The sequence below is a fragment of the Bacillus cereus group sp. N6 genome (assembly GCF_016483705.1).
Classification (GTDB): domain Bacteria; phylum Bacillota; class Bacilli; order Bacillales; family Bacillaceae_G; genus Bacillus_A; species Bacillus_A wiedmannii.
In genome coordinates this window covers 211,438-233,490 of record NZ_JAEHBI010000005.1, presented here as the reverse complement: position 1 = coordinate 233,490, position 22,053 = coordinate 211,438, and the positions used below count along the sequence as shown (strand labels likewise).

The following is a 22,053-nucleotide window of genomic DNA, read 5'->3' as shown; positions in this document are numbered from 1 at the left end:
TCGTCGGCAGCGTCAGATGTGTATAAGAGACAGGTAATACAGGTGCTACTGGTGCTACTGGTGCCACTGGTCCTCAAGGTGTTCAAGGTAACACTGGCGCTACTGGTGCCCCTTGTGCCACGCCGCCGCCCGCACCCCACCGTCTCCTTTGTCTCTCGGGCTCGCAGTGCTGTCAAAGAGACAGAGGTAACACTGGCGCTACTGGACCTCAAGGGGCCCAAGGTAACACGGGTGCTACTGGACCTCAAGGCGTTCAAGGTAACACGGGTGCTACTGGACCTCAAGGCGTTCAAGGTAACACGGGCGCTACTGGACCTCAAGGCGTTCAAGGACCAACAGGTGCTACTGGCGCCACTGGTATAGGAGCTACTGGACCTACTGGACCTTCTGGTGGACCTACTGGACCAACCGGGCCTACTGGACCTAGCTTCCCTGTAGCAACAATTGTTGTTACAAACAACATTCAACAAACAGTACTCCAATTTAACAACTTCATTTTTAATACTGCAATCAACGTAAACAACATTATCTTCAATGGTACAGATACAGTTACTGTTATCAACGCTGGTATTTATGTCATTAGCGTATCCATCTCTACAACTGCACCAGGATGCGCCCCACTTGGAGTAGGAATTTCAATAAATGGAGCAGTCGCAACTGACAACTTCTCTTCAAATCTAATAGGCGACTCACTTTCATTCACTACGATCGAAACATTAGCTGCCGGCGCAAACATTTCCGTCAAACCTACCCTTAGCGAAATTACAATTCCTGAAACAGGAAACACTAACATTCGCCTTACTGTATTTAGAATCGCTTAAATTTCACTATGTATCGTTTATGGCAAATAAAAAAAGAGCGAGAAATTCGCTCTTTTTTTGTTATGTACAATAATTCATTACTACTCTAATTCAATTGAAACATTTTTTTGTGGTACAAATGTAGAAATTGCATGTTTATAAATAAGCTGTTGCTTACCTTCTGTTTCCAGTAGGACTGTAAAATTATCAAATCCTTTAATTAATCCACGAAGCTGGAAACCATTTAATAAGTACAGCGTAACAAACGTATTTTCTTTACGGAGTTGATTTAAAAACTGATCTTGAATATTGATTGATTGCTTCATGTCGAATCCTCCTCTTTTTCTCTACTTACTATTATTCGACTTTAGTTGTAACTTTCCTTCTATGTATCGTAAAATTTCTGACGTTTTTTCACCGCCTGTAACATCAAACCACGTGACATCCATCTTATTACGGAACCACGTTAATTGACGCTTTGCATAACGACGTGAATTCGTCTTTAATTGTGATACCGCTTCTTCTAAAGAGACACGATCCTCAAAATAATCATATATCTCTTTATACCCAATCGCTTGAATAGATTGACAATCTCGTATCCCTCTATTATACAATCCTTCTACTTCTTCTAATAACCCTTGGTCCATCATTATATCAACTCGTAAGTTAATGCGATCGTATAGCATTTCTCGATCCATTGTCAAGCCAATCAAGGAAACATCGTATAATAACTCGTTTTCTTGTTTTTCAAGTTGATCACTCATTTTTTCACCCGTCGTGTGGAAAATTTCTAACGCTCTAATGACACGACGTACATTATTTGCATGAATACGCTCAGCACTTTCTGGGTCTACTTCTTGTAATTTCTTATGTACATATTCCACACCACGTTCTAATGCTAACTTTTCCATTTGTTCTCGGTATATAGTATCGCCAGCATCATCCGTAAACTGATAATCGAATAAAACAGATTGTATATACAGACCAGTTCCACCAACGATAATTGGCAATTTACCACGCTCTGTAATCTCTCGAATATGCTTACGAACACGTTCTTGAAATTCGGCAACAGAAAATGAGTCTTCCGGATTTTTTATATCGACCATATAATGCGGAATTCCATCCATCTCTTCTTTTGTCACCTTTGCAGTTCCAATATCCATCGTACGATAAATCTGCATGGAATCTCCACTTATAATTTCACCATTCAACGCTTTGGCAAGATCAATACTTAACTTCGTCTTTCCAACAGCAGTTGGTCCAATGATGACAGCAACTTTTTCACGTTGCACTTCTCCCATATCATTCAACTCTCTTTATGTAATGTACTCCATCTATTGATTATATCCAATCTTACCAATTTTAACGGCATGATTGCAAGTTCTTTCATTTCGGTACATGAAATTATAAATAAAAAAGAACATAGTTTGTCCAATTCCGCATATACATGATTAAAAATACCTTCGAGAGGATGAGTTGACTATGAAACAATCCACCATCAATTTTTCATCTTTAACAAAAGATCTTATTTTAGCTACTGCTACAAAAGAACAAAATTGTTCACAAGAAGAATTATATTTCGCCTTAAATTGTTTGCTACGTTCTTTTCATTCTACTCTCCAAGAAACAACATTACATCCAGAAAATAAAAATACAGAGTATATACAAAATCAATTTTGCAGTGCATATAAAATTATTACAGGTAAAACTATTTATCCTTTTCAATGATCCATAAAAGGCGGTTGCTTACACACGTTCAAGCAACCGCCTTTTATATTAATACATATACACTACTCTATAACTTTTACTTTTACAGATTTGCGCCCCCAGCTATCGGCACTACCATCTGAACCGACTAATACATCAATACGATTCCCTTTAATCGCACCGCCAGTATCTCCAGCAATCGCTTCTCCATATCCTTCTACCCATACTTTTGATCCAAGCGGAATTACTTTAGGATCAACAGCAATTACTTTCATATTCGGATTTGCTGTTAAATCATGCCCCATTGCAGTTAATACACGACCACCATACGTACCATTCTCACTTGGATGCGCTGTATACGCTGTCGCTTCTACTGTTATTTCACGTCCACCAGCAGGTGCACTTGTTTCAGTAGATTTCGTAACTTGTTTCGTAGTTGACTGCTGTTTTGCTACAGGTTTACTTGATTCTACATTTTTAACAGACTCTTTGCTCTTAACTACTTTATTATTTTTAACTGGCGTATTTACTCTTACTGGCGCCTCTTCTTGCGTTACAACTTCTTTCTTTTCAATTACAGGTGCCGTCCCTGTTAAAAATGGCATGTGAACATATCCCGTTTTTCCATTATAGTCAAATTGTAACCATTCATTTTGAACTTGATTTGTCGTTTCAATTACATCATCTTTATTCAGTTTACCAAGAATTTCAGAGTCAGTATTCGCTCCAGCACGAACATTTAACACGCCCGGCGTTACATAATATGTACTTTTTGTAAATTCAGCACTTACAAACGCTTCTTTACCATTTAATTTAATTTTTGCCCATCCGTTTTCTGTATTTATAACATCTAATTTATTTCCACTTAACATTTTACCTACAAGCTTTGACTCTACAGTTGGGTTTTCTCTAACATTTAATACGTCTGTTGTTACAATCGTTTCTGCTTTCGCAGAACCTGCAAAAATCCCAAGACCAAAAACTGCCGCCGTTGCTATACCTAATAATTTTTTCATGAATAGCCTCCATTTGCTTTGTTTTCGTATTTTCATTATAGCAACAGATTTTTAGGATTTTTAGAAATCACACAATTACAAACCATTCGTAATACACGATTAATGAGTTGTAACATAAATTTCCATATTAATGAATTCCATTTCTAATAGAATCCCCAATAGTTTTCATATATTTTCCACATACTAGCCCAGAATTTTTTTCCAAAAAAAATTACAGTATTACTTTTTTGTTACAAAAAAACCATATTTCATTACATCTTTTACCAAAATGCATCATTCTCCAATTATTAACTCCTTTTTTGTAATAAAAAAGAGCAGCTAATAAAAGCTACTCCTTTTTCATGTGTTATTTAACTTTCTTTTTCCAAATCCCCATCATAAGAGCTGAAATAACTGTCCCTATGAATATCGAGAAAATATATAGCACCGGTTTATTTACTAATGCGATAACAAACAATCCACCATGCGGTGCTGGTAATGTAATTTGGAATAACATAGATAATGCACCCGCAATACTTGAACCAACAACACAACTTACTATTACTCGAATCGGATCTGCAGCTGCAAATGGAATCGCACCTTCTGTAATAAACGATGCTCCCATAATATAATTTGTTAAACCAGATTTACGCTCTGCTTCAGTAAATTTTGATTTAAAGAAAGTAGTTGCGAATGCAATCGCTAATGGTGGTACCATACCACCGGCCATAACAGCAGAGTGTACGCCAAAGTTCTGCGCTTCTATTGCAGCAATACCAAATGTAAATGCAGCTTTATTAATTGGACCACCCATATCAATTGCCATCATACCACCTAATATAAGACCTAGTAATATAGCATTTGTACCGTTCAAACCATTTAACCATCCTGTTAACATTTCATTCAATGCTACTACAGGCGGAATTACTACTTTTTGCATAACAACTCCTGTAATCAACAATCCAAAGACCGGATATAACAATACAGGTTTAATTCCTTCTAACTGTGCTGGTAATCCTGAAAATAATCTTTTCAATCCTAAAACAACATACCCAGCTAAGAAACCAGCAATTAATCCCCCTAAAAATCCAGCATTCGCATGTGCTGCTAAAAATCCACCGACAACACCAGGCATAAATCCTGGACGATCAGCAATAGAACTCGCAATAAATCCAGCTAAAATTGGTACGAGGAATAAAAACGCACCTGTTTTGCCTCCACCAATAGACATTAACAATTCAGCCAATGGTCCTTCTGCTTTTATACCACCAATCCAAAATGCTAGTGCAATTAAAATTCCTCCACCCACAACGAATGGAAGCATATTACTTACACCGTTCATTAAGTGCTTATAAATTCCTAACCCTTTTTCTTTCTCTGTACTTTCTGTCTTCCCATCTTCCTTTATTCCATTAAAGATTGGCGCGTCTTGTTTTACAGCTCGATTAAGAAGTGTTTCCGTTTTTCTAATCCCATCAGCGACTGGCACTTGAATAACATGCTTCCCAGCAAAACGGTTCATTTCTACTTGTTTATCTGCGGCAACGATAATAGCTGTTGCTCGTTCAATGTCCTCTTTCGTTAAAGCGTTTTTTATACCTGTTGATCCATTCGTTTCAACTTTAATCGCTATTCCTAGCTCTGCTGCTTTTGCTTTCAAGCTATCCGCTGCCATATAGGTGTGAGCGATTCCAGTTGGGCAAGCCGTAACTGCTAGTACGTATGGTTCATTTCCTTCTGGTTTTGCAACTTCAATGTCTTCTTCTTCTTTTTCATTCTCTTTTTCATCAAATAAACGAAGAAGTTCCTCTTCATCCTTCGCTTCTAACAATTGCTTACGAAATCCTTCATCCATTAATAATGTAGATAGGCGCGATAACGTTTCTAAATGAGTATTATTCGCCCCTTCGCTCGCAGCAATCATAAAGAATAAATGTGCAGGCTGCCCATCAAGCGATTCATAGTTGATACCGCTTACACTTCTACCAAAACAAATCGCTGGTTGCTTAACAGCTTTTGTTTTCGCATGAGGTATTGCAATCCCTTCCCCTATACCAGTCGTACTTTGTGACTCTCGCTTTAAAATAGCTTCTTTAAATTCAGCTTTACTATTTAAACGATTTGCTCCGTCTAATTTCTCAACTAATTCATCTATGACAGCTTCTTTATTTGAAGCTGTCAAGTTCATAATAACTGTATCCCTTTTTAATAGTTCTGTAATTTTCATATGTTACTTCCCCCTATCGCTTAGTTACAATTACTCGCGACAATAATTCTTCTACTTTTTCTTTTTCACATAAATCAGCTGAAAATGCTGTTGCACTCCCTGTTGCAACGCCATATTGAAATGCCTTTTCAATATCTTTTGTCTGTTCATATTTACCTACAAATCCTGCAACGAGAGAATCTCCGGCCCCAACCGAATTAATTACAACACCTTTTGGAACAGTTGCTTCATATATACCTTCTGCCGTAAATAATAAAGCCCCATCTCCAGCCATTGATACGATAACGTGCTCTACACCTTGTTCAACTAATTTTCTTCCAAACGGTAAAACATCTTCTACTGTTGAAATCTCTACTCCGAATAACTCACCAAGTTCATGATGATTAGGCTTTAGTAAAAATGGTTTATTTTTAATTACATGCTGCAGCGCACTTCCACTTGCATCAACTACTACGCGAATACCTTTCTCAGCTCCGAGCGCTGCGATTGATTCATAAAAAGTAGTTGAGATAGACGCCGGTACACTTCCAGCTAGTACAACACAATCTCCCTGCCTCATACTTTCAATTTGTTTCATTAATTGTTCAAATTGTTCATTTGTCACATTAGGACCTTGCCCATTTAATTCTGTCTCTTCTTGCCCTTTTATTTTCACATTAATTCGGGAATCACCGTCTACTTGGACGAAGTTTGTTGTTACACCTTCCGCCTGTAATACATCTTTAATAAATCGACCGGTAAATCCACCAGTAAATCCAAGCGCTACATTTTCAACACCTAAACGATGAAGAACACGAGAAACGTTAATGCCTTTCCCTCCAGGAAATTTCATATCTTTCTCTGCTCGATTTACTGCTCCTAAATCGAAGGAATTAACTTGTACTACATAATCAATAGATGGGTTTAAAGTAACTGTATAGATCATTGTTTATCAGCCTCAATTACATTGGTTTGTCTTTTATATTTTTCTAAATCAATTTCTAAATAGTTTGTAATAATATTTGCTTCTTCAACATTGGCAATTTTCGCAAACGCAACTTCTGAAAACTTACTTTCATCAATTAAGAAATATCCTTCGTTTGCTAATGTTAATGCCATTTGTTTTAAAAGTGCCTCTTCTGGATCTGGAGTTGTAAAACCAAGCTGTTCATGCACACCATTCGCTCCTAAGAAACATTTATCAAAACGGTACTTCTGCATGCTTTCCTGTGCCATAGCACCAATTAAAGCTTTCGTCCTACTTTTCATCATTCCGCCTAGTAAATACGCACGAATATTATTTTCAACTAAAGCTTCAATATGCATAAGTCCATTCGTAACGACAGTAACATCTTTATTTATTAAAAATGGAATCATTTCAAATGTTGTACTTCCTGCATCTAAATAAATGCAATCACCTTGTTCAACAATGCTAGCCGCATAGTTAGCAATTTGTTGTTTTATTTGAATGTTTTTGGATGATTTTTCAACCATCGTTGGCTCTTGTCCTTTTCCTGTTAAAACAGCAGCACCACCATGAACTCTTTTTAATAACCTTTGCTTTTCCAATTGCGCTAAATCACGACGAATTGTTGATTCAGAGCTTTCTGTTCTTTCCACTAATTGCTGTAATTTAACAACCTTCTGCTCTTTTACAAGTTGCAATATCATTTGATGACGTTTAGGAGTTAACATTTTATTCACCTCTTCTTTGATTACAGTATAATGAAAACGATCACAAAAATCAACCATAAACATTCACAAATAACCAGAAACAGTCACAAACAGTTATAAACAGTTATAAACAACAAAAAAGAAACCCATTTGATTGTTATATCAAATGGGTTTCTTTTTTCGATTCACTTATAAAGAAGCTTTATATATACTTAAAACATCGTCTTTATTTAATTTTTTAAAGTTACCAAATTCACCATAAGCCATCGCTTTATCAGCCATTAAATCAATTTCATTTTCCCCAATACCGTAATCCGCTAACGTTACTGGTGCCTCAATTGAAGTCCAAAATTGACGTAACGCCTCAATTCCTTCTAACGCAATTTCTCGATCAGTCTTTTCATCTGTTTCTACATCGAATACGCGAATAGCGAACTGTTTAAAACGACTTACATTTTCATCTACAACACGCTTCATCCAGTTCGGGAATAAAATCGCAAGGCCACCCCCGTGTGGTATATCATGAACCGCAGAAACTGCATGTTCAATATTATGAGTCGCCCAATCTCCTTTTACTCCCATCGCTAAAATACCGTTTAACGCCATAGTACCGCAATATAAAATGGTTTCTCTATGCTCATAATTTTCTAAATCACTTAAAAGCTTAGGAGCAGTTTCAATTACTGTTTTTAAAACAGATTCACAATAACGATCTTGTAATTCTGTATTTGTTCCATGATGGAAATATTGCTCTAATACATGTGACATAATATCTACCATACCGTAAATTGTTTGATCCCTCGGCACAGACGCAGTATGAACTGGATCTAAAATCGAAAACTGCGGGAAAGTAACTGGGCTACCCCAGCCATATTTTTCATTCGTTTCCCAGTTTGTAATTACAGAACCAGCATTCATTTCAGATCCTGTTGCCGCAAGCGTAAGTACCGTACCAAATGGTAACGCCTCACTAGCAAATGCTTTTTTCGTTACAATATCCCATACATCTCCATCATATTTGCTACCAGCAGCAATTGCTTTCGTACAGTCGATTACACTTCCTCCGCCAACCGCTAATATGAATTCGACACCATTATCTTTACAAATTTGAATCCCTTTCTTTACAGTTGATACACGAGGATTCGGTTCAACACCTGTCAATTCAAATATTTCCGCATTTATATCTTTTAAAATAGAAATTACATTATCATAAATACCGTTTCTTTTAATGCTGCCTCCCCCGTATACGAGAAGAACTTTTTTACCGAACTGTGGAATTTCAGTTTTTAACTGTTCCAATTGACCTTTACCGAAAATAAGTTTCGTTGGATTACGAAATACAAAATTTTGCATATCCCTTTACCATCCCTTCTATATGAAAAGCAACTATACTTTTGTATACCATATTTTTTTCATTTCACAAAAATATTTGCCTAACAAAAAAAATCCCAGCCTAAAGGCTGAGATTTTTTATTGATAATAAGGTGAGATCATTAAGTAAACAATAACACCAGATAAACTTACATATAACCAAATTGGCATCGTCCAACGTACAATTTTACGATGACGTGTTAATTGATTTGTAAAACCAAATACAAGTGCAAACAATGCAAGTGGTACAATAATTGCTGCCAGGATAATATGTGTAATTAAAATGATGAAATACACATATTTAATGAATCCTTCTCCACCAAAATGTGTTGCTGGCGCCAAGTAATGATACGATAAATAAGAAACACAAAATAGCAACGTCGTTGTAAATGCTGCTAAGATGAAACCACGGTGCATTTTCACATTCTTCTTAATAATAGAGTATAAAGCTGCTAATAAGAATACGAACGTAAAGCTATTAAAAATTGCATTTAACATTGGTAAAATTGTTACATCAAAATGTACTTCTCCTTCATAGCCAACAGGTCCAAAGAACAAAAATAAAATAATCGCATTTACAATTACAGAAAGCGTTATCACAATAGGAGCATAGCTTTTCTGATTAGTTGATTGATCCACCAAAATGGTCACTCCTCTTCCTTCAAATATGTATACGTAACCTCACTATTTTAACATATTATTCACAGTGTAAATGTGACAATAGTTTGACACAGTAAGACAGCGCAAAGAAAAAAATCCTTCTTAATAAAACTTCTTAAGAAGGATTTTATCGCTTTATTATTTAAATAGCAATGTAATTAGTTTTTGTTAAAAAACGTATTGCTATATGCTTGATAAATTTCAGACACTTGATATCCCATTAAAGAAATTGCTGTTAATGAAAAGAAACCAATCATAAGAAATCGAAACCACATATAAATCTCCTCCTTGTATTTAGCTTAAAAAGCAGTCGCTATATTACAAGTTGAATGGCACTCTTCATCGTCACTTTCCTTTTTCTTTACAATTGCTGTTATAAATCGAATCATAAAGAAAATCACAAAAGGAAACTGTTCGTAATTTACCTTGGCATAGTTTGGCAACGGCTCGCGCTGCACATCGAACGGAGATGAGAAGGAATAGAACATACCTTGCTCTTCCATATATACAATTACAATTTTCATACAAAACATTATTCCTAGAAATGAAACAATATCTTGCCATTCTGTCGTATATAACAAGTTATACAGCTCTAGTACGTACTCTTCCATCGTCATCCCCCCTTCCTTTTTTACCATTTTGCTCGCCTTCATATAAAAAGTCAAGAAAAAAGTTTATATCCACTATGACAATAGTAATTACTTGTTTCTATGATTATATATGATTCTTTTATAGCAATGATTGGGTGTAACTCTCTTCTAAAACAAGAAATTAGAATCGAACAGATTCCTCATTCTTGCTTTTAGGATTCAACAATGTACTATTTTTATTTCTATTAAAAATAAAATAAGAAATTATTATAAGAACAGTAACAAGCATTGTTAAAAGCGCTTGTGAACGTAAAGATTCAATTGCGAGCATGGCAACTAAAACTGCTATAATCGCAGTAATTGTAACATATGTTACATATGGAAAAAGCCACATTTTGACTTTCAAATTTTGTTGTTCCGCTTTCCCCATTTTTTTACGTATCTTGAAATGTGAAACTGCTATAACGAGATAAACGAGTAACGCAATCCCGCCAGATGCATTCACTAAAAATAAAAATACTTTATCTGGAGATATGTAACTAAAAACAACTCCAATGTAAGCAAAGAAAGTTCCAAATAAAACCGCCCGAACTGGAACACCACTACTATTCAATTTCAAAAATGCCTTTGGCGCGTCTCCTCTTTCTGCCATTGAAAAAAGCATTCTTGAGTTCGTATATAAACCCGAATTTAAACAAGAAAGTACAGCTGTTAAAACGATAAAGTTCATAATTTGTGCTGCCGCTGGTATCCCTATATGTTCCAGCACCGCCACAAACGGGCTTTTTAGTATGTTCGCTGAATTCCACGGAAGGAGTGTAACAACTACAGCAATCGATCCAATGAAAAATACGAGAATACGCCAAATTACACTATTTGTTGCTGTTTTTACTGCTTTTACAGGTTCGGCAGACTCTCCAGCGGCTACTGCGACAATCTCTGATCCCATAAATGAAAATATAACGACGGTAATTCCAAGTAGCACCGAACTTATACCATTTGGCATAAATCCTCCTTGCCCTACTAAATTCGAAGTGCCAGGTGCTTCCGTTCCTGGTACAAATCCTAAAATAACAGCGAGTCCAAGACAAAGGAACAAAACGATACTTATTACTTTAATAAATGAAAACCAATATTCAAACTCTCCAAATGATTTCACCGAAAAAACATTCGTCAATGTTAATAAAATCGTTAATATTAAGCTTAATAACCAGAGCGGGATTTCTGGAATCCAATATTGAATAATACCAGCACCTGCTGTAGCTTCTATCGCAATAACAATTACCCAGAAAAACCAATATAGCCACCCAATTGTATAACCCGCCCATGGACCAATTGCTTCTCTTGCATATGTTGCAAATGAACCACTTGTCGGGTTAATAGCTGCCATTTCCCCTAGCATTCTCATAACGAAAATGACTAGAAGTCCTGCTAATGCATATGAAACGATAGAACCTGGCCCTGCTGAATGCACAACCGCACCGCTTCCAACAAACAAACCAGCTCCTATTACGCCACCAATGGAAATCATTGTAATGTGGCGTATTTTGAGGTCTTTCTTAAGATTTTTATCCAACTCTTGTACATCCCCTTCCAAACTTAATTTTGAAATTTCCCCCGCATTAACGGGCAGTAAGACCCCCACCTCAAAATTCAGCGGAAGCAAAGAAGTTAGGTGGGAATCTACTGCCCGTAAAAGCCCGATTGGTGAGGGCTGATAATCAGCGGGGGATGAACAAAGCCCCACTGATTAAAGTTTCACTTTATGTAAGAGTATTATGCGAAAAATCTTGTCCTATACTTTAAAATATATCAAAATATTCTGAATTTAACAATCGTAATTCGACCTCCTCCAAAAATTATTACATTAGGTTTAATAATTTTCCATACACAATTGTTGAGAAAATTATAGTCACCTTACAAAAGTTCAAATTTTCAGATATCATGAAATAAACAAGATTATACATCTAGACAACTTTTTGTATAGGAGTGTTGATATGTTAAACAAGTTCAAATTTATTTGTTGTACTTTAGTAATTTTCTTACTGCTACCGCTAGCTCCCTTCCAAGCACAAGCTGCAAACAATTTAGGATCAAAATTACTCGTTGGATACTGGCATAACTTCGATAACGGTACTGGTATTATTAAATTAAGGGACGTTTCACCAAAATGGGATGTAATCAATGTATCTTTCGGTGAAACTGGTGGTGATCGTTCCACTGTTGAATTTTCTCCTGTGTATGGTACAGATGCAGAGTTTAAATCAGATATTTCTTATTTAAAAAGTAAAGGTAAGAAAATAGTTCTTTCAATAGGTGGACAAAATGGGGTCGTTTTACTTCCTGACAATGCGGCTAAGCAACGTTTTATTAATTCCCTACAATCTCTGATCGATAAATACGGTTTTGATGGAATAGATATTGACCTTGAATCAGGTATTTACTTAAACGGAAATGACACTAATTTTAAAAACCCAACTACTCCTCAAATCGTAAATCTTATCTCAGCTATTCGAACAATCTCAGATCATTACGGTCCAGATTTTCTATTAAGCATGGCTCCTGAAACAGCTTATGTTCAAGGTGGTTATAGCGCATACGGAAGCATCTGGGGTGCTTATTTACCGATTATTTACGGAGTAAAAGACAAACTAACATACATTCACGTTCAACACTACAACGCTGGTAGCGGGATTGGAATGGACGGTAATAACTACAATCAAGGCACTGCAGACTACGAAGTCGCTATGGCAGATATGCTCTTACATGGTTTTCCTGTAGGTGGTAATGCAACTAACATTTTCCCAGCTCTTCGTTCGGATCAAGTCATGATTGGACTTCCTGCAGCACCAGCGGCCGCTCCAAGTGGCGGATATATTTCTCCAACTGAAATGAAAAAAGCTTTAGATTATATCATTAAAGGAATTCCTTTCGGAGGAAAGTATAAACTTTCAAATCAGAGTGGCTACCCTGCATTCCGCGGCCTAATGTCTTGGTCTATTAATTGGGATGCAAAAAACAACTTTGAATTCTCTAATAACTATAGAACATATTTTGATGCTATTCCCTTGGAAAAATAATAAAAAACAACAATAGGTTACATAACCTATTGTTGTTTTTTATTTATGTAAATTACTTTTTCACTTCTACATGATGAAAAGATTCTTTTCCATCTCTACATAACTATTTACAATACTTAAAAGTAATTTGCCACGAAACCATTTCGTTACATAAACTTTCCAATTCTTTATGCCATGTTTCTACCATAGAAATTCCCCTTTCCTTTTTAACACTTTAAATAAAAATCACATAACATTCTGTATTTACCCAATAAAAAAAGAGAACTTTCTCTGAAAGTCCTGTTACTACTCTAAAATAGTCTAGTTGCTATTTTGCTTTAACACAAATACTGAAAGTTCAGGTACACTCCAAAATCTAACAGGCATTCGGGTTGTCCCAATACCACGATTTACGTATAAATGTAACGGCTTATTCTTCCCTTCTAATTCATACATACCTTCAACATGACTCTCAGCTAATTTTGTAGTAATTAATGGACCTATAAAAGGAATTTGAACTTGTCCTCCGTGACTATGTCCTGACATTTGAAAATCAACTGGGTAACGAGCTACTTTGTCTACAACATCCGGCTCATGTACTAAGAGCATATTAAAATCTTGTTGCCTTACTTGTTTTAAAGTCGCGTCTATTTGCGGCTTCCCTAATAAAAAATCATCCAAACCTGATATTGTAATATATTTGCCATTTTCCGCATTAATTTTATGCACTTCATTTACTAACACAGAGAAACCAGCTTCCTCCATATACTTTTTATAAAATAAACTACCTCCCCCGCCCCTATCATGATTCCCAAACACTGCATATTTCCCTAAGGGCGCATGTATTTTCTGCAAAATGCTTTGCGCTTCTTCTCTTTCTGCCTTATACGATCCAAACTTATCTATTAAATCCCCTGTAAAAACTACTATATCTGGATGTAACGTATTCATCTTCTCTACCAAATTTTCTAGTTGTTTCAATGTAAATTCTGGCCCTAAATGCACATCTGAGAATTGTAATATCTTTTTGTTATTAAACTCTTTAGGAATTGTAGAAGCTTCTATTTCATTCCACGTAACTGTTACTAGTTTTCGTTCTATTTCTGTCGCATAGAAATACAAACTTATTGAAATCATTACTATACTTATGAAACTGATTATACATATCTTGACGATTGATTTTTTTTGTTCTTTTTTTACATGATTCGTATTCATGTTCTCACCTCTAGAAGTACTTTAAAGCCTTATTGTTACATTAATGTGACAACATGAACAATGTTAGCTATATCCAATTCTATCCTCATTCACTTTGACAAATTTATACAGAAGTCATAACATATTTTTATAATACATAGATTCTTAAAAATGTTCCTTCTATTCATTCTATCATTTTATTAAGGAGAGATTATTCATGTCTGTATTTACACCAGAAGAAATTACGGAACTTGCTGCGAATTCCGGAAGAAAAAAAGCTCATTTATCATTACTCCCTATGCTAATTCTCGGTTTTTTTGGTGGTGCTTTCATAGCATTAGGGTATTTACTCGATATTCATGTTATTGGAACAATGCCAAAGTCTTGGGGATCATTTACTAGTTTTCTAGGTGCCGCTGTATTCCCTATCGGTCTTATACTCGTTATTCTTGCAGGCGGTGAGTTAGTAACTGGCAATATGATGACCGTTTCAATGGCGTGGCTTCACAAAAAAATCGAATTATTTCACTTCATTCGAAATTTAGTTATTGTTACGTTTAGCAACTTCATAGGTGCTGTATTCGTTGCTTATTTTTTCGGTCATATCGTCGGATTAACAGAGGGAGCTTTTTTAGCGAAAACAGTTTCTATTGCGCAAGCTAAACTACAAGATACACCACTACAAGCCTTCATTTCTGCAATCGGATGTAATTGGCTCGTTTGTTTAGCTGTTTGGCTCAGTATGGGAAGTAAAGAATTTATCGGGAAGATTATCGGTATTTGGTTCCCAGTTATGACTTTTGTTGCGATTGGATTTCAACACGTTGTAGCCAATATGTTTGTCATCCCAGCTGCAATTTTTGCCGGTCATTTAACTTGGATTGAATATTTTCCAAACTTCATTTTTGTTTTCTTCGGAAACTTAGTAGGAGGTATGTTATTTGTAGCATTACCTTATTTCATATCCTATAATAAGGAACTCCCTTCCAATAAAGAGCAAACTGCATTAAAGAAAAAATCTGTATCCGCTTAAATTGAAAGTCTATACAGTGGCTCTAAAAAATATTACAAATTTCATTTTTTTTACGAATATATGTGCGTACACTTGTTCTCGAATGTTTTATACGTTATAATAACAACTTAAATAGCATTATTTACATATGAGGTGAAAAACATGAACAAAACAGAATTAATTAAAAACGTAGCACAAAATGCTGAGATTTCTCAAAAAGAAGCTACTGTAGTTGTACAAACTGTAGTAGAATCAATCACTAACACTTTAGCTGCTGGTGAAAAAGTACAACTTATCGGATTCGGTACATTCGAAGTACGCGAAAGAGCTGCTCGTACAGGCCGTAACCCACAAACTGGTGAAGAAATGCAAATCGCAGCTTCTAAAGTACCTGCTTTCAAAGCTGGTAAAGAACTTAAAGAAGCTGTAAAATAATGAAAAAATAGCCTTCTCGTTTACGAGAGGGCTATTTTTTTCATTACATAATTAATAAAAATCTGGCCATTATGCTGTTTCTTTTGTTCCTTTATGCAAATAAAGCCTTTACTTTCAAAGAAAGGTTTTGCTGTAATACTTGCTTCTGTATAAATCTCCCTATGCCCCAAGTTCACTGCTTCTTTTTCTAGCTTCTTTAGTATGTATGAGGCTATCCTTTTCCCTTGATAATCTTTATGCGTAAATAAGCGATCTACGTAATGATCATCATTATAATCCCCAAATCCCACTATCCTACCGTTATGATCCGCTACATAACTAATATTCTTCTCTAAAGACTGTAACCAACTTTCCCTATCTAGTTGATCTGGTGCCCATGCCTGTAGCTGTAACACGTTATAATCTTTTGCATTAATTGTATGAACTGTTTCATAGAACAACTGTAATACTTGTTCTAAATCCTCCTTATGGAATATTCTAATGATCGTATCTTTTAACATATATGAACCTCCTTACTAAACTATCATTTAACTTGTCTACCATCTAGTATTCAATATTTCTGCTTTATTATATCTTTTTTCTTTCTATATAAACAAAAAACAATACTTATTTCAAAGTATTGTTTTTCGTTTAAAAGCATATGCAATTACTCTCTAGATTTTTATTTTTTTAATTTCACTCTTTGTAATCGTAATGCATTTAATACAACGGATACAGAACTAAATGCCATAGCCGCTCCTGCAACCCAAGGTGCTAAGAAACCGAACGCCGCAATCGGGATTCCTAATCCGTTATAAGCTAGTGCCCAGAATAAATTTTGCTTAATATTTCTTATCGTCATCTTACTCATAAAGATTGCATCAGCAATACTATTTAAATCCCCACGGATTAACGTAATATCTGCCGCTTCCATCGCTACATCCGTTCCTGTTCCAATTGCCATACCGATATCCGCCGTAGCAAGAGCAGGAGCATCATTTATTCCATCTCCAACCATTGCTACTTTCTTACCTTGTGCTTGGAGTTTTTTCACTTCTTCTGCTTTTCCTTCTGGTAATACTTCTGCAATTACGTGATCAATACCAACTTGCTTAGCGATTGCCTGAGCAGTTTGTGTGTTATCTCCTGTAATCATAACAACGTCTAGACCCATTTTCTTAAGTCTTGCGATAGCTGCTTTTGAAGTATCTTTTACAGTATCTGCAACGGCCACTATACCAGCATATTCTTTATTGATCGCAATAAGCATTGCTGTTTTTCCTTCTCGTTCTAGCTCTTCCATCGATTTAGAAACTTCTTCAATATCAATATCGAATTTCTTCATTAATCGACGTGTACCAATTAATAATTGTTTCCCTTCTACAACTGATTCGATACCGAATCCTGGAATCGCTTCAAACGTTTCTGAACTTGGGATATCAATTTTCTTTTCTTTAATTCCTTCTACAATCGCTTCTGCAAGTGGATGTTCAGAATTTTTTTCTGCCGCAGCGACTAAACGTAGTATTTCTTCTTCATGGAATCCATCTGCTACAATTACATCTGTTAAAACAGGCTTTCCGTTTGTCACAGTACCTGTTTTATCTAGAATAACTGTATCTAATCGGTGCGTTGCTTCTAAATGCTCTCCACCTTTAAATAAAATACCATACTCAGCTGATCTTCCTGATCCAGCCATAATAGATGTAGGTGTCGCAAGACCTAATGCACATGGACAAGCTATAACAAGTACGGCTATCATTTTCTCAAGTGCTCCGCCAAAATCACCAGGTGTAACAAATAGCATCCACACTGCAAATGTGATAATAGCAATCACAACTACAACGGGTACGAAAATACCTGAAATTTGATCAGCTACTCTTTGAATAGGAGCTTTTGACCCTTGCGCCTCTTCTACTACTTTAATAATTTGAGCTAATGCAGTATCTCTTCCTACCTTAGTTGCTTTCACTTTTAAAAATCCATTTTTATTCATTGTAGAACCGATTACTACATCCCCAATTGTTTTATCAACTGGAATACTCTCACCTGTTAACATCGATTCATCTATTGCTGACTTTCCTTCTACAATTTCTCCATCTACCGGGATTTTTTCACCAGGTTTTACATAAACGATATCACCAGCTACTACTTCTTCGATTAAAATTTTCATTTCTGTTCCGTCTCGTAGAACAGTAGCGGTTTTCGCCTGTAATCCCATTAATTTTTTAATTGCTTCTGACGAGCGTCCCTTTGCCTTTGCTTCAAATAATTTACCTAAAATAATTAATGTAATAAGTACTGCACTCGTTTCAAAATACAAGTCTGTCATATGTTCCGAAGAACCAATCGACCTAATACTTAAATACACACTGTAAAAATACGCTGCCGACGTTCCAAGTGCCACGAGAACATCCATATTGGCACTTTTATTTCGTAACGCTTTATAAGCTCCAACATAAAACTGCCCACCAATGATAAACTGAACTGGAGTTGCAAGAGCTAGCTGCACCCAAGGGTTCATAAGCATATCAGGTAAATAAATAAACGATGTAAATGAGAAATGACTTACCATTGCCCACAGTAACGGGAATGATAAAATAAATGAAATGATAAATTTCTTCTTTTGTCGCTCAATTTCTTGTAAGCGATGATCAGTTGATCCATCTTGCTCATCTGATTTCACTTCCAATTTATATCCTAATTTCGTAATTGCACTCTTCATTTCATTTACATTAATTTCATCAGGGTTAAAATCTACTGTAGCTGATTCCAAAGCGAAATTTACTGTCGCTCCGTTCACACCTTCTAACTTATTTAAACGCTTTTCTACTCTATTCGCACATGCTGCGCATGTCATCCCTGAAACAGTAAACTCAGCTTTATCACTTACAATTCCATATCCTAACGATTCAACTTTTTCCTTAAACTGTTGCGGATTTGTTTTTTGGGGATCATACATTATTTTTGTTTTTTCAAGTGCAAAATTTACATTTGCATCATGAACACCTTCTACTTTTTTCAGACCTTTTTCAATTCTATTCGCACATGCCGCACATGTCATTCCTGATATTTGAAGATTAGCCTCTTTCTGTTCATTCATGTCTCTCACCTCTATATACCCTCATAAGGTATAATTATTAACAAAATAAATCGTACTTCCTATAAAGTACGATTTATTTCCATATCTAAAAATAATTATTGAACATCGTATCCTTGATCTTCAATTACAGCAACGATATCTTTTAGTGTTACAGCAGACGAGTCGATAGTAACTTCAACAGTTCCTTCTGCTAATTGAACCTTCACTTGTTCAACACCGTTTAGTTCTTTCACACTGCTTTCAATAGAATTTACACAATGTCCACAAGACATACCTTCAACTTTTAATGTTAACTGTTCCATTTAAAATCCTCCTCTTGTTTCTTCATTGTTTGTTAATCACAATTACATCTTACCATACCCCCCTAAGGTAATCAATGGTTTTATATCATGATTTTTCAATTATTTTCTAAAAGTTTATTTTACATACACTTTTTCACATCAATACCCCGAAATCTTATATGAAGGTAAACAAAAAACAAGCCAGTTACATACTAGCTTGTTTTTACGCTTTTGAAAAACGTTCAAATACAGTCATTAATTCTTCAATTGCTTCGTCACCATTGCCATCTTTAATAGCACCTGAAACACAATGACTTGTATGGTTTTTTAATACACCCATTCCTACTTTTTTCATCGCTGCATTAATCGCTGAAATTTGCACTAAAATATCCACGCAATAACGATCATTTTCAATCATATTTTGAATACCGCGGACCTGTCCTTCAATTCTCTTTAATCTATTTATAATCTGCTCTTTTTCTTTTTCTGATCTATGTGTTACCGCTTCATGCTCTTTATGATCCATAATTATCACCTTCTTAAAGTTTCTCTTCATCCAATAAAACAATTGCTTTTACGAGTATACCAATTATAGCATTAATTATCTACGTATGATACCCCATATGAGTATATTTCCGCTCTATGCTTATTCTTAACAACTTATTAGCTTCTCAGACTCAATTATTATGATACCCTTGCCTTTTTTTCAAAAAACAATAATAAGCAGGGATTATCCATCCCCGCTTATTATTCATCCACAAATATAAAAGTCTCAATTTTCACACGTGTAAATTGAGACTTTTTTCTTCCTATATATAATTATTGCTGATCACATACTTTTGTATCATTCACTACTGAAGTTCCTTCAACGGTTACCGTATGAAAACAATCATTTACACGAACTGTCACGACATTATCTTGCCGATCAATAACGTGATATTCATTAAAATTTTTATTCAGAGCACTGCGAATTTGTTCTCCTTCATAAATTGGAATGCCATGTGATAAAACCCAAATAAGCCCAGCGATAGCAAGAATAGTTTTCATACGATCTACCTCCTTGAGAATATAGTGAACTTTTAATCCATGCTGTTTCAGCTCTTCTAATCATGAATGGAATGAATCAAGCCTTTTTGGAAATAAGTTCATTTCGTCTATTTTATGTTTATGCTAATTGTGACCGAATTGTGACAACTTTTTGTCTCTTTAGACGAAAAGTTGAAACAAAACGTTCAAAAAAGACAATTCTACTTGCACAAACAAAAGGCTATGGAAAATTTACCATAGCCTTTTGTTTGCATTTTATTAGATATTCATTTCAATTTATACGTAACTAATAAACCTTAACCCTTTACTTAAAGAAGTCGGCACAACAGATGCGTGATTCTCCCCTTCAGCTTCATAAAACGTAAATCGAAACTGATCGTGTTTGACTTGGAGAAGACGCTCTGATAATTCATTTGCCCCTACAACCATATGCTCTCGTTCTAGTGACCCAACTGTAAGGAACACTCCCGTTTGAAACTTGGCACTGTTTAATTCATTTATAAGATTCGCTTCTTTTTCAAGCACAGATTGGTTATTCCACCAGATTGATGGACTACTAATAAAATAATTTTGAAAGGCATTTACGTTTGTAAATAATATATGTAAAGCAAATAAGCCACCTAACGAATGCCCAAATAATGTTTGCTTTCCTTTATCAATCTTATAATTATTTTCAATTTGAGGTTTCAGTTCTTCTTCCATAAAAGTAAAGAAGTTATGTGCTCCTCCTGTTTTAGGCCACGATTTGCCATCTGGTTTTAAAGGCGCATCTTTTGAAATTACACTTGGCGTAAAATCATAACATCTTTCTTCTCCTGAAAATGCCTCTTCAATTGGATAACCAATACCTATTATAATGGCTGGTGAAACACCTGTTTTTTCCGCTCTAACTGATTGTATTTTAACCGCTTCATGGAATGTTTGAAAAAAGGCATTGCCATCTAATACGTATATAACAGGATATCCTGACTCTGGTGCTGGCCGCCTCGGCTTTGAAATATGAATTTGATATTCCTTACAGTCTAATTTTGAATACAGTTTCCACTGTTCTGTATTAGATGTAATAATCTGCTGTTTTTCAATAGTAGTATTCATCTTATATTCCCCCCTTCTTAACTCGTTACATATATCTCTACTTTCTCTTCTTGAAGTGCAACGCTATCGTATCCAAAACAAACAGGAGACCCATTATACGGATCAATCATGACACGCGCATCAATATGAAATACTTCTTTTAACACTTCATTTGTAATGATTTCTTCTGGGCTACCAGTTGTAACGATTTCCCCTTCCTTCATCGCAATAATTTCATCTGAAAACCTTGCTGCATGGTTAATATCATGTAGTACCATAACAACCGTACAATTATGTTCTTTATTTAACTTCTCCACAATTTGTAATACATCTAATTGATGAGACATATCGAGATATGTAGTTGGTTCATCTAGTAGTAACACTTCTGTCTCTTGTGCTAAAGCCATCGCTAGCCATACCTTTTGTCTTTGACCGCCTGATAAATTTGCAATTTGTCTCGTTCGAAATTCAGAAGTTTTCGTTATATCTAATGCCCAATCAATCATCTCTTTATCTTTTGAAGTTAACTTATTTACATTATTTCGATGTGGATAGCGTCCATAGGAAATTAATTCTTCCACTTTAAGTTCTCCTGGTGCAATTGGAGTTTGCGGGAGTAAAGCTAACTGCTTCGCAATTTCTTTTGTTGGAATCGTATTTAAATCCTGTCCTTGCAAATATACTTTACCGCTCTTTTGCTTTAAAATTCTTCCCATTGTTTTTAACAGTGTTGATTTCCCGCACCCGTTTGGCCCTATAATTGTCGTTACTTTTCCTTCTTGTATTTCCACATTTAAATCGCGAAACACTGTAAGCTTTTCATAACTCGTTTCTAAATTTTTTGCACTTAAAATACTCACTTTTAT

General features: G+C 35.5%; 22 protein-coding genes and 1 pseudogene. 4 read left to right on the top strand and 19 right to left on the bottom strand.

Annotated features, from left to right (window positions below; translation table 11 throughout):
• Positions 1 to 901: 901 nt before the first annotated feature.
• Together hfq and miaA are read right to left on the bottom strand one after the other, a co-directional pair.
• Complete coding sequence (gene hfq / locus JDS99_RS07020; RefSeq protein ID WP_000813896.1) at positions 902 to 1,126, bottom strand: RNA chaperone Hfq; 225 nt, start codon at positions 1,124 to 1,126, stop codon at positions 902 to 904.
• A 21-nt stretch (positions 1,127 to 1,147) separates the two neighbouring features.
• A complete protein-coding gene (gene miaA / locus JDS99_RS07015) occupies positions 1,148 to 2,101 on the bottom strand; it encodes a tRNA (adenosine(37)-N6)-dimethylallyltransferase MiaA (RefSeq protein ID WP_088064239.1) in 954 nt (317 codons plus the stop codon).
• Positions 2,102 to 2,282: 181 nt separating this feature from the next.
• Here miaA and JDS99_RS07010 point away from each other — a divergent pair, with 181 nt between their 5' ends.
• Positions 2,283 to 2,528, top strand: a complete 246-nt coding sequence (locus JDS99_RS07010) for a hypothetical protein (protein ID WP_000814419.1) — start codon at positions 2,283 to 2,285, stop codon at positions 2,526 to 2,528.
• 62 nt (positions 2,529 to 2,590) lie between these two features.
• On the opposite strand, the gene entD is transcribed toward JDS99_RS07010, so the two are convergent.
• The 8 genes from entD to gabP all read right to left on the bottom strand — a co-directional run bounded on the left by entD (position 2,591) and on the right by gabP (position 11,579).
• A complete protein-coding gene (gene entD / locus JDS99_RS07005; protein ID WP_088064240.1) occupies positions 2,591 to 3,523 on the bottom strand; it encodes a cell wall-binding protein EntD in 933 nt (310 codons plus the stop codon).
• Positions 3,524 to 3,869: 346 nt separating this feature from the next.
• The gene (locus JDS99_RS07000; RefSeq protein WP_087984988.1) at positions 3,870 to 5,729 is read right to left on the bottom strand and encodes a PTS fructose transporter subunit IIABC; all 1,860 of its coding nucleotides are present in this window, start codon (positions 5,727 to 5,729) and stop codon (positions 3,870 to 3,872) included.
• A 13-nt stretch (positions 5,730 to 5,742) separates the two neighbouring features.
• The gene (gene pfkB / locus JDS99_RS06995; protein WP_199694807.1) at positions 5,743 to 6,654 is read right to left on the bottom strand and encodes a 1-phosphofructokinase; all 912 of its coding nucleotides are present in this window, start codon (positions 6,652 to 6,654) and stop codon (positions 5,743 to 5,745) included.
• Positions 6,651 to 7,403 (bottom strand): DeoR/GlpR family DNA-binding transcription regulator, encoded by a 753-nt coding sequence (locus JDS99_RS06990; protein ID WP_345943220.1) that lies wholly within the window; start codon positions 7,401 to 7,403, stop codon positions 6,651 to 6,653. Before JDS99_RS06990 ends, pfkB begins: the two co-directional genes overlap by 4 nt.
• A gap of 168 nt (positions 7,404 to 7,571) precedes the next feature.
• Positions 7,572 to 8,735, bottom strand: a complete 1,164-nt coding sequence (locus tag JDS99_RS06985) for an iron-containing alcohol dehydrogenase (RefSeq protein WP_046956536.1) — start codon at positions 8,733 to 8,735, stop codon at positions 7,572 to 7,574.
• Positions 8,736 to 8,852: 117 nt separating this feature from the next.
• On the bottom strand, positions 8,853 to 9,395 hold the full coding sequence (locus tag JDS99_RS06980) for a DUF420 domain-containing protein (protein ID WP_000228316.1): 543 nt from the start codon (positions 9,393 to 9,395) through the stop codon (positions 8,853 to 8,855).
• Between the two features lie 317 nt (positions 9,396 to 9,712).
• Complete coding sequence (locus JDS99_RS06975; protein WP_113732328.1) at positions 9,713 to 10,051, bottom strand: hypothetical protein; 339 nt, start codon at positions 10,049 to 10,051, stop codon at positions 9,713 to 9,715.
• A gap of 133 nt (positions 10,052 to 10,184) precedes the next feature.
• On the bottom strand, positions 10,185 to 11,579 hold the full coding sequence (gabP, locus tag JDS99_RS06970; RefSeq protein ID WP_000360103.1) for a GABA permease: 1,395 nt from the start codon (positions 11,577 to 11,579) through the stop codon (positions 10,185 to 10,187).
• Between the two features lie 421 nt (positions 11,580 to 12,000).
• Here gabP and JDS99_RS06965 point away from each other — a divergent pair, with 421 nt between their 5' ends.
• The gene (locus tag JDS99_RS06965; RefSeq protein ID WP_088064244.1) at positions 12,001 to 13,083 is read left to right on the top strand and encodes a chitinase; all 1,083 of its coding nucleotides are present in this window, start codon (positions 12,001 to 12,003) and stop codon (positions 13,081 to 13,083) included.
• Positions 13,084 to 13,135: 52 nt separating this feature from the next.
• On the opposite strand, the pseudogene JDS99_RS32745 reads toward JDS99_RS06965, so the two are convergent.
• Both JDS99_RS32745 and JDS99_RS06960 read right to left on the bottom strand, forming a co-directional pair.
• Positions 13,136 to 13,215, bottom strand: a pseudogene (locus tag JDS99_RS32745) (N-acyl-L-amino acid amidohydrolase); the annotation flags it as partial.
• Between the two features lie 168 nt (positions 13,216 to 13,383).
• Positions 13,384 to 14,277, bottom strand: a complete 894-nt coding sequence (locus JDS99_RS06960) for a metallophosphoesterase (protein WP_088064245.1) — start codon at positions 14,275 to 14,277, stop codon at positions 13,384 to 13,386.
• Between the two features lie 196 nt (positions 14,278 to 14,473).
• Here JDS99_RS06960 and JDS99_RS06955 point away from each other — a divergent pair, with 196 nt between their 5' ends.
• Both JDS99_RS06955 and JDS99_RS06950 read left to right on the top strand, forming a co-directional pair.
• A complete protein-coding gene (locus JDS99_RS06955) occupies positions 14,474 to 15,289 on the top strand; it encodes a formate/nitrite transporter family protein (RefSeq protein WP_087984993.1) in 816 nt (271 codons plus the stop codon).
• A gap of 141 nt (positions 15,290 to 15,430) precedes the next feature.
• Positions 15,431 to 15,703 (top strand): HU family DNA-binding protein, encoded by a 273-nt coding sequence (locus tag JDS99_RS06950; protein WP_001043904.1) that lies wholly within the window; start codon positions 15,431 to 15,433, stop codon positions 15,701 to 15,703.
• Positions 15,704 to 15,723: 20 nt separating this feature from the next.
• Here the strand turns inward: JDS99_RS06950 and JDS99_RS06945 are convergent, their stop codons facing one another.
• From JDS99_RS06945 to JDS99_RS06915, 7 genes are all read right to left on the bottom strand, one after another.
• Positions 15,724 to 16,203 carry a GNAT family N-acetyltransferase gene (locus JDS99_RS06945; RefSeq protein ID WP_088064246.1) on the bottom strand — a complete coding sequence of 160 codons (480 nt, stop codon included), beginning with the start codon at positions 16,201 to 16,203 and terminating at the stop codon, positions 15,724 to 15,726.
• A 161-nt stretch (positions 16,204 to 16,364) separates the two neighbouring features.
• The gene (locus tag JDS99_RS06940; protein ID WP_097889696.1) at positions 16,365 to 18,785 is read right to left on the bottom strand and encodes a heavy metal translocating P-type ATPase; all 2,421 of its coding nucleotides are present in this window, start codon (positions 18,783 to 18,785) and stop codon (positions 16,365 to 16,367) included.
• Positions 18,786 to 18,880: 95 nt separating this feature from the next.
• A complete protein-coding gene (gene copZ / locus JDS99_RS06935; protein ID WP_002014669.1) occupies positions 18,881 to 19,087 on the bottom strand; it encodes a copper chaperone CopZ in 207 nt (68 codons plus the stop codon).
• A 202-nt stretch (positions 19,088 to 19,289) separates the two neighbouring features.
• Positions 19,290 to 19,592, bottom strand: a complete 303-nt coding sequence (locus tag JDS99_RS06930; protein ID WP_000349636.1) for a metal-sensing transcriptional repressor — start codon at positions 19,590 to 19,592, stop codon at positions 19,290 to 19,292.
• 293 nt (positions 19,593 to 19,885) lie between these two features.
• Positions 19,886 to 20,113: a hypothetical protein gene (locus tag JDS99_RS06925; RefSeq protein ID WP_000849106.1), complete on the bottom strand. Its 228-nt coding sequence runs from the start codon at positions 20,111 to 20,113 to the stop codon at positions 19,886 to 19,888.
• A 276-nt stretch (positions 20,114 to 20,389) separates the two neighbouring features.
• On the bottom strand, positions 20,390 to 21,208 hold the full coding sequence (locus JDS99_RS06920) for an alpha/beta hydrolase (protein WP_199694806.1): 819 nt from the start codon (positions 21,206 to 21,208) through the stop codon (positions 20,390 to 20,392).
• 17 nt (positions 21,209 to 21,225) lie between these two features.
• Positions 21,226 to 22,047 (bottom strand): ABC transporter ATP-binding protein, encoded by an 822-nt coding sequence (locus JDS99_RS06915; RefSeq protein WP_046956533.1) that lies wholly within the window; start codon positions 22,045 to 22,047, stop codon positions 21,226 to 21,228.
• Between the last annotated feature and the right edge of the window lie 6 nt (positions 22,048 to 22,053).